A 15,055-nucleotide genomic window follows, 5' to 3' on the forward strand; every position below is an offset into this window, starting at 1 on the left:
AAAGAGGATAAGTGTATGTATAATGTCAAATCACCTCATGCTGAGGAATTTATTAATGATCAAGAAATTCGAGATACCTTAGCCTATGCAAAGGCTAATCAAACAAATGCTCCCTTAATTACTGCCATTTTGGAAAAGGCTAAAGCACGTAAAGGCCTCACTCATCGTGAAGCTGCTGTTTTATTAGATTGTGCACTAGAGGATAAAAATCAAGAAATTTATGCTTTAGCTGAACAAATAAAAAAAGATTTTTATGGTAATCGTATTGTTTTATTTGCTCCACTTTACTTATCTAATTACTGCGTGAATGGCTGTGTCTATTGTCCTTATCATGGTCAAAATAAACATATTTTACGTAAAAAATTAACTCAAGAAGAAATACGTCAGGAAGTTATCGCCCTTCAAGATATGGGGCATAAACGCCTTGCTATTGAAGCTGGTGAAGATCCCCTACACAATCCTATCGATTACATTTTAGAGTCCATTAAAACCATTTATAGTATTCAGCATAAAAATGGAGCTATTCGCCGTGTCAATGTCAATATTGCAGCCACTACTGTTGAAAATTACAAAAAGCTTAAGGAGGCAGGTATTGGTACCTATATTTTATTTCAAGAAACCTACCATAAACAAAGCTATGAAAAACTCCATCCCACAGGTCCTAAACATCATTATACCTACCACACAGAAGCCATGGATCGTGCCATGGAAGGAGGTATTGATGATGTAGGCCTAGGAGTTCTCTTTGGTCTTGAGCTTTATCGTTATGAATTTACAGGTCTCTTGATGCACGCTGAACATCTTGAAGCTACTTACGGTGTAGGTCCTCACACCATTAGTATGCCACGTATCCGTCCAGCAGAAGATATTGACCCCAATACCTTTACTCATGGCATCAGCGACGACATTTTTGCTAAATTAGTAGCCTGTACGCGTATTGCTGTTCCTTATACAGGCATCATTGTTTCTACGAGAGAAAGTCAAGCCTGTCGCGAAAGGGTATTACACTTAGGTGTCTCTCAAATTAGCGGTGGGTCTCGTACCAGTGTAGGTGGCTATGTAAATCCCGAAGTTGAAGAAAAAAGCACTGCTCAATTTGATATAAGTGATACACGTTCTTTAGATGAAGTGGTTCACTGGCTTATAGAAAAAGGCTATATTCCTAGCTTTTGTACAGCTTGTTATAGGGAAGGGCGAACAGGCGACCGCTTTATGAGCTTGTGTAAAAACGGACAAATTCAAAACTGTTGTTTGCCTAATGCTTTGATGACTCTACAAGAGTACTTAGAAGACTATAGTAGTAGTTCTACCAAGGAACTTGGAAAAAAACTAATTCACTCTGAACTCAGTCATATTCCTAACGAAAAGATAAAAAATTTTGTTGAAACTCATTTAAGGGAAATTGAAGCCGGTCAAAGAGATTTTCGTTTTTAATTTAAATTTGAAAGGAGAAGCTTATGGGACTTAATCATACCCCTCAAGCCGAACGTCTGCATATTAGCTTATTTGGCAAACGTAACGCCGGCAAATCCAGTCTTATTAATGCCATTACCAAGCAACAGCTTGCCATTGTTTCCCCTGTTAAGGGTACCACTACAGACCCTGTTTATAAGGCCATGGAGCTTTTACCTTTAGGTCCTGTTGTCTTGATTGATACCCCTGGCTTAGATGATGAAGGCGATTTAGGACAACTACGTATCCAAAAAACTTATGAAGTACTTCATAAGACAGATGTAGCTCTTTTGGTCATAGACAGTACAGTTGGATTAACAAAAGAAGATTTAAAAATGCAACAGCTTCTTGAAGAGCAGAACATCCCCTACCTTATCGTTATGAATAAATGTGACTTATTATCTGATACACAGAGCGTTTTAAAAAAAGATAAGAAACTTTGGGTAAGCTCTCAACAAGGCATCCATATTGAGGAGCTTAAGGAAGCTATTATTTGCAAAGCACCTACAGAAGAAATAAAATTACCATTGGTCGCAGACCTCATTGAGCCTTCTGATTTTGTAGTGCTTGTAGTACCTATTGATAAAGCTGCACCTAAAGGACGTCTTATCTTACCTCAACAACAAACCATACGTGATATTTTAGAAGCAGATGCTACAGCTATTGTCGTTAAAGAATACAAGCTCTATGAAACACTTAGTCAGTTGGGTAAGAAGCCCAAATTAGTCATTACAGATAGCCAAGTTTTTGGAAAGGTTGCTGCTGATACTCCTCATGATATTTTACTAACATCCTTTTCTATTTTATTTGCGCGCTATAAAGGGAACCTTCCTCAATTTATCGAAGGTATAAAAGCATTAGAAACCCTTCCAGAAGGTGCACGAGTGCTCATTGCAGAAGGATGTACCCATCATCGTCAATGTGATGATATCGGCTCCGTGAAATTGCCCTGTTGGATCAGGGAGCATACGGGTAGAACTTTACACTTTGATTTTTGCAGCGGAGTCAGTTTCCCTGAAGATTTATCACCTTATCAACTCATTGTTCACTGTGGTGGATGCACACTTACCTCACGTAGCATGCATTATCGTTTAAAAGAGGCCCAAAGGCAAGGCATTCCTATAACTAATTATGGTATTTTGATTGCCTTTATGCAAGGCATCTTAAAACGTAGTCTTGCACCTTTTCCTACCTTGATTTCCCTGTTAGAAGAAGCTAGTAATTAAATTGTATAAGAGATTGCCATGAAACTATGAAATAATTTTATGGCAATCTCTCTATTTTTATATAAAAATAATAGTTTTTCTGCAAAGCATAATTTGACAAGAAAACATCCAAACTATATAATAGATTCTATCATGACAATGATCGGTATAAAAATAATTTTTAACTTGAAAAGAAATCTTCGTGGTGCGGGCAAACAGAAGGTTCTTTTAGAGTAATAAACATTAAAACAAAACGATAGCATAGAAATAAATGGAGGAGCAACACGTGGCTATAAAAAAACAAAAAAATAATATGAAAGTGATTTCTTTAGGTGGACTAGGTGAAATCGGAAAGAACATGACAGTCTTTGAATACAAAGAGGACATCGTTGTAGTAGACTGTGGGCTTGCTTTCCCCACAGAAGAAATGTTAGGAATTGACCTAGTTATCCCAGATATTACTTATCTTAGAAAAAACAAAGAACGTATAAGAGGAATCGTTCTTACCCATGGACATGAGGACCACATTGGTGGCCTACCTTATGTCTTAAAAGAACTAAATGTTCCAGTCTACGGAACAAAACTCACTATCGGTTTAGTAGAAAATAAACTTCGTGAGCATAATCTATTAGCGTCTACTGAACGTATTAATGTTATGCCAGGAGAGACTATTAAATTAGGTACTCATTTTAAAATAGAATTTATCGCATCAAATCATAGTATTGCCGACGCTGTCATGTTAGCATTTTTTACACCAATAGGTACACTTCTTCATACAGGAGATTTTAAACTCGATTATACACCTATTCGTGGTAAGACTTTAGATTTACATCGTTTAGCCCAATTAGGACAAAAAGGTGTATTAGCTCTTTTTGCGGATAGTACAAATGCTGAAAGACCAGGTCATAATCCTTCCGAACGTATGGTGGGCCGCACTATTGACAATGTTTTTCATAAATATAATGATAGACGTATCATGGTAGCAACCTTTGCTTCCAATATTGATCGTGTACAACAAGTCATCCATGCTGCTTATGAGCATAACCGTAAAGTAGCTGTACTAGGACGTAGTATGGTGAATGTAGTGCGTACAGCCAGCGAATTAGGTTATTTAGAAATCCCTAAAAATACATTAATTGAAGCGAATGAAATTAAGCGTTATAAAGATAATGAAGTTGTTACCATCATGACCGGAAGTCAAGGTGAACCTATGGCTGCCTTATCACGCATTGCTGTGTCTGAACATAAGCAAATTGATCTTAAACCAGGAGATGTCATTATCTTAAGTTCGACACCTATTCCTGGGAATGAAAAAACTGTTTCCAAAGTAGTTAATGAACTCATAAAAAAAGGAACAATTGTTATCCGTGAAGATACTCACGTTTCAGGTCATGCAACTCAGGAAGAACTCAAACTCTTACATGCGTTGGTTCGTCCCAAATATTTCATACCTGTACATGGTGAGTATAGACACTTACAAAAGCATGTAGAGCTAGCCGTTAGTTTAGGTCTTGATAAACAAAATGCCCAAATTCTTTCTATCGGCGATGTTTTGGAATTAAATCGTCACACCTGTCAGGTGACAGGCACTGTACCTTCTGGTCAAATCCTTGTAGATGGCTTAGGTGTAGGTGATGTTGGTAACATTGTTCTTCGTGACCGTAAAGCTCTTTCACAGGATGGTCTTGTGATTGTGGTCATGACTATTGAAAAGGAATCACGTCTTATTGTATCTGGTCCAGATATTATTTCTAGAGGATTTGTATACGTACGTGAAGCCGAGGGCTTAATGGATGAAGCCAAAAAAGTCATCCAAAAAGCTTTAGAGCGTTGCGAGGAAGAGCGTATTCGTGAATGGGCTCAGATTAAAGTACTTGTACGTGATGAACTTAAAAACTTTATTTGGAAAAAAACAAAACGTAATCCAATGATTCTCCCTATTATTATGGAAGTTTAAGAAATAGCTTTATAAAAAACCCCTATATATGTGCGATAAATCGTACATATATAGGGGTTTTTAGTTGGAGGAAAGCTTATTTAAGCTAAAGCTCTTACAGCTAACTGTAAGCATCCCATGATCCCTTGATTGCCTTGCAAGCTAGCTGGAACAATATAATTCTCAATATTTTGAAGTTCCTTGGTTACAATATAGCCATTTAAAAGTTCGACTACTTTTTGACGAATAAGAGGGAAAAGCTGTGCTTGATGCATAACACCACCTCCTAAAATAATCTTATGAGGAGCTAATGTTAAGATATAATTCACTAAAGCTTGAGCAATATAGTAGGCTTCTAATTCCCATACTTCTTGTGAATCAGCCAATTCTTTAGCTTTTCTTCCCCAACGTTCTTCAATAGCAGGTCCTGCTGCTAATCCTTCCAGACAGTTTGGGTGATAAGGACATTTCCCTTCATAGGTATCTAAAGGATGCTTAGGTAGTAGGATATGACCTGCTTCGGGATGGAGCATTCCATGTAAAAGTTCACCTTTTTGATAAATGCCTACTCCTACACCTGTTCCAATTGTAATATAAATACTACATTCTAATCCCTTTGCACATCCCCAAGTGGCTTCCCCTAAGATGGATCCATTTACATCTGTATCAAAACCAATAGGACATCCTAAACTTTGCTTAAAGGCACCTACTATATTATAATCTCTCCAAGCTTTCTTGGGTGTAGAGGTGATATAGCCATATGTAGATGAATAAGGATCTAAATCAATAGGCCCAAAACAACCTATTCCCAAACTTTCAATTTTCTTCTCCTTAAAGTAAGCAATTAATTGCGGCATTGTTTCTTCAGGTGTAAGAGTAGGAATAGAAACTTGTTCAAAAATTTCTCCTTTCTCATTTCCAATGGCACAAACCATCTTTGTTCCACCTGCTTCAAGTGCACCTAATCTCATGTTGTAAGCCCTCCTTTAATTTTTATTCTTCTTTCTTTGATTCTAGCTTATCTTTAATAGAAAAGAAAGAAAAATACTTATATATAATTTAAAATTTTTGCTAATAAGTCTTGTCCTCGAAGATAAACAATGATAAAATAACTCAATTAATAAGTATAGACTATTTAAATATTTCATAATAATATCTATATTTAAAACACTATAAAACAAGAGGGGGCATGTATATGAAAAAAAATAGAATTTTAATAGTCACTTTATTTTTAGTGACGGCTTTAGCTTTTACAGGATGTGGTGCTAAAAATAAAGAGAAAGAAGAGCTTACTAAAAATACGTTTAAAGTGGGGTTAGAATGTGGTTATGCACCATTTAACTGGACACAAATGGATGATTCTAAAGGTGGTGTTCCTATTGATGGAAACGCTGAATTTGCAGGTGGATATGATGTAGAAATTGCTAAAAAAATTGCAGAAGGACTAGGTAAAGAATTAATTATTGTTAAAACAGAATGGGATGGTCTTGTACCTGCACTTATATCTGGTAAAATTGATGCCATTATTGCAGGTATGTCTCCTACTGCAGAGCGTGCTAAAACCATCGATTTTAGCGATAACTATTATAAATCAGATTTGGTTATGGTTGTTAAAAAGGGAGGAATCTATGAAGGAGCTACTTCTATTCAGGATTTCAGTGGTGCAAAAATAACAGCTCAGCTCAATACTTTCCACTATACTGTTATTGACCAAATTAATGGGGTACTTGCACAACCTGCTATGGATAATTTTCCAGCTATGCGCGTAGCTCTTGAATCTGGAATCATAGATGGTTATGTATCTGAGCGCCCAGAGGGTGTAAGTGCAAGTGCTGCTAATAAAAACTTTGCTATAGTTGAATTTAAAGATGGTTTCCAAACCTCTGATGAAGATACCGCTATTGCTGTAGGTCTTCCCAAAAATAGTCCACTTAAAGACAAAATTAATGAGGTTTTAGCAGGTATTTCTGAAGAAGAACGTATGCGTATTATGGATGAAGCTATTACTAATCAACCTGCTGCCCAATAATAAAAGAAAATGAACTAAAAACCGAATGCTGCTATGCATTCGGTTTCATGACGCCTAGAGGAGGAATACTATGAGTTTAGATTGGCTGATTATTATATTACAAAATAATTTACCAATGTTTCTAAGAGGTGCAGGGGTTACTCTCTATATCTCTATTATTGGTACCTTATTAGGTTCCCTTATTGGTTTATTAATTGGTATTATTCGAACAATCCCACTTCCAGAAAAGGGGATACAAAAAATCCTCTTAAAAGTTATTAACGGACTTCTTTCTGCTTATATTGCATTTTTTAGAGGTACTCCCATGATTGTACAAGCTATGGTCATTTACTATGGTTCTGCCGCAGCCTTTGGTATAGATATGAACCGTATAGTAGCTGCCATTTTTATTGTTTCCATCAATACAGGTGCCTACATGGCTGAAATTGTGCGTGGAGGAATTATTTCCATTGATAGAGGACAATTTGAAGCTGCTCATGCTATTGGCATGAATCATTTACAAACGATGCTGCATGTAGTGCTTCCTCAAGTTATTCGTAATATTTTACCCGCTACAGGCAATGAATTCGTTATTAATATTAAAGACACTTCTGTTCTTAATGTCATTTCTGTTACAGAGCTTTTTTTCCAAACAAAATCCATTGCCGGTAATAACTTCCACTATTTTGAAACTTTCTTTGTAGCCTGCATTTTATATTTCATTATGACCTTTAGTGTAACGTGTATTCTCCGCTTTATCGAAAGACATTTAGATGGTCCTGATAACTACACTCTAATAGGAAATCAAATGCAAGTACAGCGTCCTGAAGATCAAACGTTGCACGAGAAAAATGCTGGTATTTATCATTTAAATGAAGGGAGCAGATAAAATGGAACAAGTAATTGCTATTCAACATTTAAATAAAAGTTTTGGTCAACATGAAGTTTTAAAGGATATTAATTTTTCCGTTTATAAAGGGGAAGTAGTTTGCATTATTGGCTCTTCTGGTTCGGGTAAATCAACTTTGCTACGTTGTGTTAACCTCCTTGAAAAGCCTACAGGTGGTCAAATTATTTATCAAGCTAAAAATATCCTAGATGATAATCACAACTTGACTGCTTATCGCACCAAGTTGGGTATGGTCTTTCAACAGTTTAATCTTTTTAATAATCATACCGTTCTCGGAAACTGTACCATTGGTCAGATGCAAGTTCTTAAACGAACAAAAGCTGAAGCTGAAGAAATTGCTATGCATTATTTAAAGGTTGTAGGGATGGAAAACTATATCCACGCACGTCCTAGACAACTCTCTGGAGGGCAAAAGCAACGTGTCGCTATTGCTAGAGCTCTTTCTATGGAGCCTGATGTTATGCTTTTTGATGAACCTACCTCTGCACTTGATCCTGAAATGGTGGGTGAGGTGTTAAAGGTTATGAAAGAACTCGCCGAATCAGGTCTAACTATGTTAGTAGTTACTCACGAAATGGGCTTTGCCAAAGAAGTAGCAGACCGGGTTGTTTTCATGGATAAGGGAGTTATTGCAGAAGAAGGGAATCCTGAACAAATCTTTAACACACCTATTCAAGAACGTACACGTGAATTTTTAAAGCGTACTTTAGAAAAGGGTTAAATGTTTTTAATGGAATTATTTGTTTGAAGGTGGTTATATTTGCCGACTTCTTTAAGGAGTATAGCAAACAATTCGGTGTATGATATATGATAGGCTTAGTCAGAAACCTGAAAAAATTCTGTAAGGAGAGATAAAATATGAACTATGGTTATTTCGACGAGCAAACTAAAGAATATGTAATTACACGCCCTGATACACCTGCCCCTTGGGCTAACTATTTAGGTTCACCCGAATATGGTGCTATTATTTCTAATAATGCAGGTGGCTATAGCTTTGTTAAATCCGGTGCAAATGGCCGTCTTATTCGTTATCGTTTTAATGCGATTCATTCTGATCAACCTGGCCGCTATATCTACATACGCGATGATGAAAGTAAGGACTTCTGGTCTGGCTCTTGGCAGCCTGTTGGTAAAAGCTTAGAAACCTATGAAAGTCGTTGCCATCACGGGACTGCTTATACCAAAATGGTAGCTCGCTATGCCAAAATTACATCTGAAACTCTCTATTATGTTCCTCTTGGTAAAACCTATGAAGTTTGGCGTACACGTATTACTAATCAAGATACTAAACCCCGTCACCTCTCTCTTTTTGGTTATGTGGAATTTACAAATGATAGTAATTATGAGCAAGATAGTGTCAATCTTCAGTACACCCAATTTATCACACGTACTTATTTCAAAAAGAATAAAATTCTTCAAACCATTAATGAAAATGTGAAAGAGCAAATCAATGGTTCCAATGCCAAAGAACGCTTTTTTGGAGTAGTGGGAGAAACTGTTTCCCATTATGATGGTGACCGTGAAGTTTTTGTAGGAAGATATCGTAGCTATGCCAATCCTATTGCTGTAGAAGGTGGTACTTGTTCAGATTCTTTAAACTTCAATGGTAACTCTTGTGGTGCCTTACAACTTACCTTTACTTTAGCACCCGGTGAAACTAAAGAAGTTGCTTTTCTTTTAGGTGCTTATGGTGATGAAGTCGCTTCTCAACTTTTAGCAAGCTATGAAAACTTTGAACTTATTCAAAAAGAAATAGAAGAGCTTAAAAATTATTGGCATAGTAAGCTGAATCGTTTCCAAATTAAAACACCGGATGTCGCTTTTAATCATATGATGAATACTTGGAATGCTTATCAATGCTTCATTACCTTTATTTGGTCACGTGCAGCTTCTTTCCAATATTGTGGCCTACGTAATGGCTATGGTTATCGTGATACGGTACAAGATATTCAGGGTATTATCCACCTTGAACCTGACCTTGCATTAGAAAAAATTCGTTTTATGCTTTCTGCACAAGTGGATAATGGTGGGGGACTACCTCTTGTAAAATTTAATCATCATGCTGGGCATGAAAATACTCCAGATGATCCCTCTTATGTTGCAGAAACAGGACATCCTTCTTATCGTGCAGACGATGCTCTTTGGTTATTCCCTACAGTACTCAAATACATCAATGAGACGGGACATATAGATTTTCTAGATGAAGTCATTGTTTTTGCTAATGGAGGAGAAGCAACTGTCTATGAACATCTTAAGCGTGCCATTGACTTTAGCATGAAGCGTTTAGGTGCACATGGTATGCCTGCTGGACTTCATGCCGATTGGAATGATTGTCTACGTATGGGTAAAAAAGGAGAGTCTACTTTTGTTGCCTTCCAACTTTATTATGCCATGACTATTTTAAATAAATGGGCTAAAGATAAACAGGATATAACTTATAGCACTTATCTTACAAAGCAATTAGCAATCCTCCATGAAACCCTTCAAAATTGTTGGGAAGATGACCAATTCATCCGTGGTATCAAGGAAAATGGAGAAGTGGTTGGCTCCAAAAAGGATCCAGAGGCAAATCTTTGGTTAAATCCTCAATCTTGGGCAGTCATAAGTGGTTGTGCAACAAAAGAGCAAGCCCAAAAAGCTTTAGATAAGGTTTATCAAAAACTTAACACACCTTATGGTGCTGTACTTTTGGATCCACCTTATAAAGAGCATGCCTTTGATGGGGCTCTTATGCTTCTTTTTAATGCTTCTACCAAAGAAAACGGTGGTATTTTCTCTCAGTCACAGGGCTGGATTATTTTAGCAGAGGCATTAATGGGGAATGGTAATCGTGCCTTTGAATACTATCAAAAATGTAATCCTGCACAGATGAATGATCAAGCGGATATTCGTCAATTAGAACCTTATGCACATGGCCAATTCATTGAAGGGAAACGAAGTCCTTTTCATGGTAGGGCACATGTACATTGGTTAACTGGAACAGCCTCTACTGTTATGGTAGCCTGTGTAGAGGGGATTCTAGGGATGCGTCCTCAAGTAGATGGCCTTCTTATTTCACCAAGTATCCCTTCTGATTGGAAAACCTTTGACATTACTAAAACTTTTAGAAATAAACAGCTCTCTATGCATTTTCATAATGAAGAAGGTCATGAAAGCGGTGTACAAAAAATATTCTTGAATGGTCAGCTCCTTAAAGATAATTTTGTCCCTGTTCATTTGCTAGAAGCTGAAAATACGCTTGAGATCTATATGTAGGAATAATTTTTAAAAAAGTGAACACACTAACTCCGTAAAACCTATCTTTTATTGGAGGAATACGGATGAAAAAATTTGTATGTACTGTCTGTGGGTATATTCATGAAGGTGATACCCCTCCTGAAAAATGTCCTATTTGTAACGCACCCGCTAAAGCCTTTAAAGAACAATCTGGGCAACTAGAATGGGCTGACGAACATCGCATTGGTGTAGCAGAAGGAGTAGACTCAGAGATTTTAGAAGACTTGCGTGCGAACTTCTTAGGAGAATGCACAGAGGTTGGCATGTACCTCGCTATGAGCCGTCAAGCTGACCGAGAAGGCTACCCTGAAATTGGGGAAGTCTACAAACGAATTGCCTATGAAGAAGCTGATCATGCCTCTCGCTTTGCTGAACTTTTAGGTGAAGTAGTAAAGGCCGACACACGCGCCAATCTGCAAGTGCGTGTTGATGCTGAATTTGGTGCTTGTGAAGGTAAAAAGAAACTAGCTACGCTTGCCAAAGCACAAAATCTTGATGCCATTCATGACACTGTTCATGAAATGGCAAAAGATGAAGCAAGACATGGACGTGCTTTTAAAGGACTATTAGACCGTTATTTCTAGAAGGAGGAGAAAAGAATATGACACAAGTAAACTGTGCTGTTAAAGGATGTTCTTATAATCATAATGAAATCTGTTATGCCAAACGTGTGGCCATTGGTGGTAAAGGTTCTACAGAAATAAAGGGAACTTGCTGTGGCACTTTCTTAAATGAAGACGTTTACAGCAACTTGGCAGAGCATACAGACTATCTTTCACCTTGTGATGCTGTAACGTGTACGGTAGCTATCTGTAGATATAATGCAGAAAATCTTTGTCAACTTCAAGCCATTCAAGTAAGTGGGGCAGAGGAGACTAGTCTTTATACCCAAACAGATTGCCTAAGCTTTAAAAAACAACAATAATAGACTTAAAAAGCTAGACTTCTCACTTTTAAGAAGTCTAGCCTTTTTAGGTAATCTGTCGTACCCTATTTAATAGAGTTTGCAAACTCTTTTGCAAAAGTAGTAGCTTTCATTAAATCAGCTTCACTTGGTTTAAAGACAACGCCTAGTGGTTCCAGTGGCACCTGACATTTAAGCTGTTTAAGGCGTTCTTGCATATGAGGCAGAGCTTCTCCGCTCCAACCATAAGCTCCAAAGCAACCTGCTACTAATTTCCTATCTAAAATAGGATTTAAAAGGCCAAGAAGTTGCCAGATAGGAGGAAGTGCATCGGCTAGAAGAGTGGGAGAACCTACTAAAAGCCCTTGCGCATTATGAATAGCACCTGCTACTTCATTGATATCACTTTCTACAAGATCATAAAGCTTTATTTCTAAATCAGAGTTTGCTTCCTTTAAACCTTTAGCTAATGTCTGTGCTATTTCTGCTGTATAGCCATAAGCTGAAACATATGGAATAATAACGGTAGGGTGTGTTATTTCCTGTGCTTTAGACCATTCATCATAAAGGTCTATATATTCTTTCATATTAGATTCTTCTAAGATCATCCCATGACCTGGACAAATATATTGAAGAGGCAAATCTTTAATTTTAGCTAAAGCTTTTTGTACATAGGGTTTAAACGGTCCCATAATCATATCGAAATAATAACGGTATGCTTCTTTAAACATCCCTTCTTTTTCGGGTTCAAGTTTACTTTTAAAGAGACGTTCATCACAATAGTGCTCACCAAAAGAGTCACAAGTTACTAAAACCTGTTCTTCTTCAATATAAGTATACATGGTATCTGGCCAATGAAGACAGGGTACACTAAGGAAACGTAATGTTTTATCACCTAAAGAAATTTGATCACCTTCTTTTACAACTTTACTTTTAAAAGGCTTATTAGCTATTGCTGCCATATATTTAATAGCTAAACCACTTCCTACAACCGTAGCTTGTGGTGCGTAATCTAAAAGTTTAGCAACAGAACCTGCATGATCTGGTTCTGTGTGATTAACAACAATATAAGTAATATCTTCTAAAGCTGTTAAACTTTTAATATTTTCTAAGTACTCCTCAAAAAAACGTTCTTTAACAGTTTCAAAAAGAACAACACCTTCTTTCCCTTTTAATAAGTAGGCATTGTAAGTTGTACCAAATTGAGTTTCCATGATAATATCAAAAACTCTTAAATGAGGGTCAAGAGCTCCTAACCAAAATAAACTGGGGGTAATGTTTTGAACTTTAGACATAGGTCATTCCTTTCTGAGGCTTTTAATAATTACTATCATATAAAACAAATTATAGATTATTTCTACAACATGTCAAGAGTTGAGGGAGGATGTTTTTAAAAAGATACAATCATACACAAAATCTTCTGAATTAATTTTATTGCTTCTTGCAACCTAAAAAAAAGTATGCTATAGTATTCACATATTCTAATAATACTATTATTTTAAACAATGGCGTTTAAAAATCCTCTTTTAGGGGTTTTTAAACGCTTATTTTTTTAGGGGGGTATCTATATGAAAAAAACAGCGCTATGTCTTGGTTTATTAATGGCATGGATAGGAGGCACTTTAGGAACTGTTATGCTTTATGGGCAGCATTCTATATGGAGTGGAAGTATTCTCTTACTTATTGTAGGTGTTTTTCAATTTTATACGATTCAAAAATTTTTTCAGTATTTCACCTATTTAGATGACAAGCTAAGAAACTATGAGCAAACATTTAAACAATTAGGCTATAACCTATCTGTAGCCTCTAGTCAAGTCTTTTCTGTCTCCAAAAGTCTCTCCCTTACACTAGAAGAAAATAATGCCTTCACACAAGAGCTTTTTTCCCAAACAGAAGAAATGTCAACCTTAAATAAAAAAGAAAGTTTAACAATACAAGAAACCCTTTTATCCATTAAAGCTGTATTAAGCGGTCTCAAACAAATAGAGGAAACAACAACTCAGCTTCAAAATTTAAGTGATACTTCTCAAGGCATTATTCATGAAAGCCTTAGTGAAGTTTTAGAAGTTTTGGTGACTATTCAAGAAATGAAAGCTTCTTCCTCTACTACCATTACTTCAGTCAAAAAACTTACAGGTATTTCACAAGAAATCCTTAACCTTTTAGGTACTGTAAATGCTATTTCTGATCAGACACATTTGCTTGCACTTAATGCCTCTATTGAATCTGCAAGAGCAGGTGAAGCGGGTAAAGGCTTTGCTGTGGTAGCAGAAGAAATTCGTAAGCTTTCTACTAGCACCTCTTGTGCAGTAAAGGATGTCAATACCCTTATTGATAGTATTCAACATGCTCTAGAAGGTGTTAATTGTGAGGTGCTTAAAAATTTCCAAAAGGTAGAGCTAGGTGTTCTAAAATCTAAACACATAGAAGAAAGCTTAGAAAAAATGAAACTTTCCTTTGGAGAAGTCGTTACTTTAGTAGGGACTATTTCTGAACTTTCAAAAGAAGAAATGCTTCTGGTAGAAAAAGCTGGTGAAAATATTAATTTAGTAGAAAACTCCATGGAACAAACTGCCTCAAGTGTAGAAAATGTTTCACATTCTGTCTCTAATCAAAAAACAAATATGGAAGAAGTTGCAGAAATGGGAGTACGTTTAAATCAATCTGCACAACTTCTTTCTTTACTTTTAAAAGATTATAATTTAGGTGATCTTTCTTGTTTACAAACAAAAGGTTTAGAAGATGCTTTAGCTCACTTTAAAGAAATGGTCAATAAACTTTCTAAGGCAACTGCCTTTGTACAGCTTGATACAGCTTTCCATCGTCAAGCCCTTCAGGATTTAAAGGATACTTATCCTTTTATTGAAGCCATTTGGACGAATGAGTGCCACGGACGCTTTATCGTCTCTTTGCCTCCAGCTGGTATTGCTAATGCTTCTGTGAGAGAATGGTTTCAAAAAAGCATCGCTGGTGAACTTTATGTGTCCTCTCCTTATATTTCTGCCATTACTCGTATGCCTTGTATCACTTTATCTGCACCTATTTGTGAAGGCTCTGGCCGTATTTGTGGTGTAATAGGGTTAGATATTACCTTAGAATCAAATGAAGGCTATTGATTGTATAAAGCGCCTAGCGAGTGGTTTCACTCACAAAGGCGCCTTTTATTCAGTAAAGTATTAGTTAATATGAGGACTTTGAAAACCTTCACGCTTTACGGAATGTTTTTTTGCTGTTGCATTGTGATTTTTCCCTTCCTCAGAAGTAAGGGGTGTTTGTCCATTACATTTTTTCATACGTACTTCTTTAGGGTCGATTTGACTATCTTTTGACATTTGCATTCGCTCCTTTCTTTTCTTAGTTTGGG

13 protein-coding genes are annotated in these 15,055 nt (G+C 36.6%); 10 read left to right on the forward strand and 3 right to left on the reverse strand.

Going from position 1 to position 15,055, the window contains the following annotated elements; translation table 11 throughout:
• The first annotated feature begins 15 nt into the window (after positions 1 to 15).
• The 3 genes from hydG to CS063_RS09365 all read left to right on the forward strand — a co-directional run bounded on the left by hydG (position 16) and on the right by CS063_RS09365 (position 4,614).
• Positions 16 to 1,434: a [FeFe] hydrogenase H-cluster radical SAM maturase HydG gene (hydG, locus tag CS063_RS09355; RefSeq protein ID WP_099449432.1), complete on the forward strand. Its 1,419-nt coding sequence runs from the start codon at positions 16 to 18 to the stop codon at positions 1,432 to 1,434.
• 23 nt (positions 1,435 to 1,457) lie between these two features.
• On the forward strand, positions 1,458 to 2,678 hold the full coding sequence (gene hydF / locus CS063_RS09360; protein WP_099449433.1) for a [FeFe] hydrogenase H-cluster maturation GTPase HydF: 1,221 nt from the start codon (positions 1,458 to 1,460) through the stop codon (positions 2,676 to 2,678).
• Positions 2,679 to 2,928: 250 nt separating this feature from the next.
• Positions 2,929 to 4,614 carry a ribonuclease J gene (locus tag CS063_RS09365; protein ID WP_099449434.1) on the forward strand — a complete coding sequence of 562 codons (1,686 nt, stop codon included), beginning with the start codon at positions 2,929 to 2,931 and terminating at the stop codon, positions 4,612 to 4,614.
• An 80-nt stretch (positions 4,615 to 4,694) separates the two neighbouring features.
• Here the strand turns inward: CS063_RS09365 and CS063_RS09370 are convergent, their stop codons facing one another.
• Positions 4,695 to 5,564 carry an ROK family protein gene (locus CS063_RS09370; RefSeq protein ID WP_099449435.1) on the reverse strand — a complete coding sequence of 290 codons (870 nt, stop codon included), beginning with the start codon at positions 5,562 to 5,564 and terminating at the stop codon, positions 4,695 to 4,697.
• Between the two features lie 224 nt (positions 5,565 to 5,788).
• Here CS063_RS09370 and CS063_RS09375 point away from each other — a divergent pair, with 224 nt between their 5' ends.
• The 6 genes from CS063_RS09375 to CS063_RS09400 all read left to right on the forward strand — a co-directional run bounded on the left by CS063_RS09375 (position 5,789) and on the right by CS063_RS09400 (position 11,712).
• Entirely contained in the window at positions 5,789 to 6,622 is an 834-nt protein-coding gene (locus tag CS063_RS09375; RefSeq protein ID WP_099449436.1) for a transporter substrate-binding domain-containing protein, read from the forward strand.
• A gap of 70 nt (positions 6,623 to 6,692) precedes the next feature.
• Positions 6,693 to 7,490, forward strand: a complete 798-nt coding sequence (locus CS063_RS09380; RefSeq protein WP_099449437.1) for an amino acid ABC transporter permease — start codon at positions 6,693 to 6,695, stop codon at positions 7,488 to 7,490.
• 1 nt (position 7,491) lies between these two features.
• On the forward strand, positions 7,492 to 8,232 hold the full coding sequence (locus CS063_RS09385; RefSeq protein ID WP_099449438.1) for an amino acid ABC transporter ATP-binding protein: 741 nt from the start codon (positions 7,492 to 7,494) through the stop codon (positions 8,230 to 8,232).
• 137 nt (positions 8,233 to 8,369) lie between these two features.
• Entirely contained in the window at positions 8,370 to 10,766 is a 2,397-nt protein-coding gene (locus tag CS063_RS09390; RefSeq protein WP_099449439.1) for a GH36-type glycosyl hydrolase domain-containing protein, read from the forward strand.
• A 65-nt stretch (positions 10,767 to 10,831) separates the two neighbouring features.
• A complete protein-coding gene (locus CS063_RS09395) occupies positions 10,832 to 11,371 on the forward strand; it encodes an NADH peroxidase (protein WP_099449440.1) in 540 nt (179 codons plus the stop codon).
• A 17-nt stretch (positions 11,372 to 11,388) separates the two neighbouring features.
• Entirely contained in the window at positions 11,389 to 11,712 is a 324-nt protein-coding gene (locus CS063_RS09400) for a DUF1540 domain-containing protein (protein WP_099449441.1), read from the forward strand.
• Positions 11,713 to 11,777: 65 nt separating this feature from the next.
• Here the strand turns inward: CS063_RS09400 and CS063_RS09405 are convergent, their stop codons facing one another.
• Positions 11,778 to 12,986, reverse strand: coding sequence for an FprA family A-type flavoprotein (locus tag CS063_RS09405; protein WP_099449442.1), 1,209 nt, complete (start codon positions 12,984 to 12,986; stop codon positions 11,778 to 11,780).
• 273 nt (positions 12,987 to 13,259) lie between these two features.
• On the opposite strand from CS063_RS09405, the gene CS063_RS09410 reads away from it, so the two are divergent.
• Entirely contained in the window at positions 13,260 to 14,807 is a 1,548-nt protein-coding gene (locus CS063_RS09410; RefSeq protein ID WP_099449443.1) for a methyl-accepting chemotaxis protein, read from the forward strand.
• A gap of 60 nt (positions 14,808 to 14,867) precedes the next feature.
• Here CS063_RS09410 and CS063_RS17640 read toward each other — a convergent pair whose 3' ends face one another.
• Positions 14,868 to 15,023, reverse strand: coding sequence for a hypothetical protein (locus CS063_RS17640; protein ID WP_180270741.1), 156 nt, complete (start codon positions 15,021 to 15,023; stop codon positions 14,868 to 14,870).
• Positions 15,024 to 15,055 lie beyond the last annotated feature (32 nt).

It is taken from the genome of Sporanaerobium hydrogeniformans, assembly GCF_002735925.1.
Lineage (GTDB): Bacteria > Bacillota > Clostridia > Lachnospirales > Cellulosilyticaceae > Sporanaerobium > Sporanaerobium hydrogeniformans.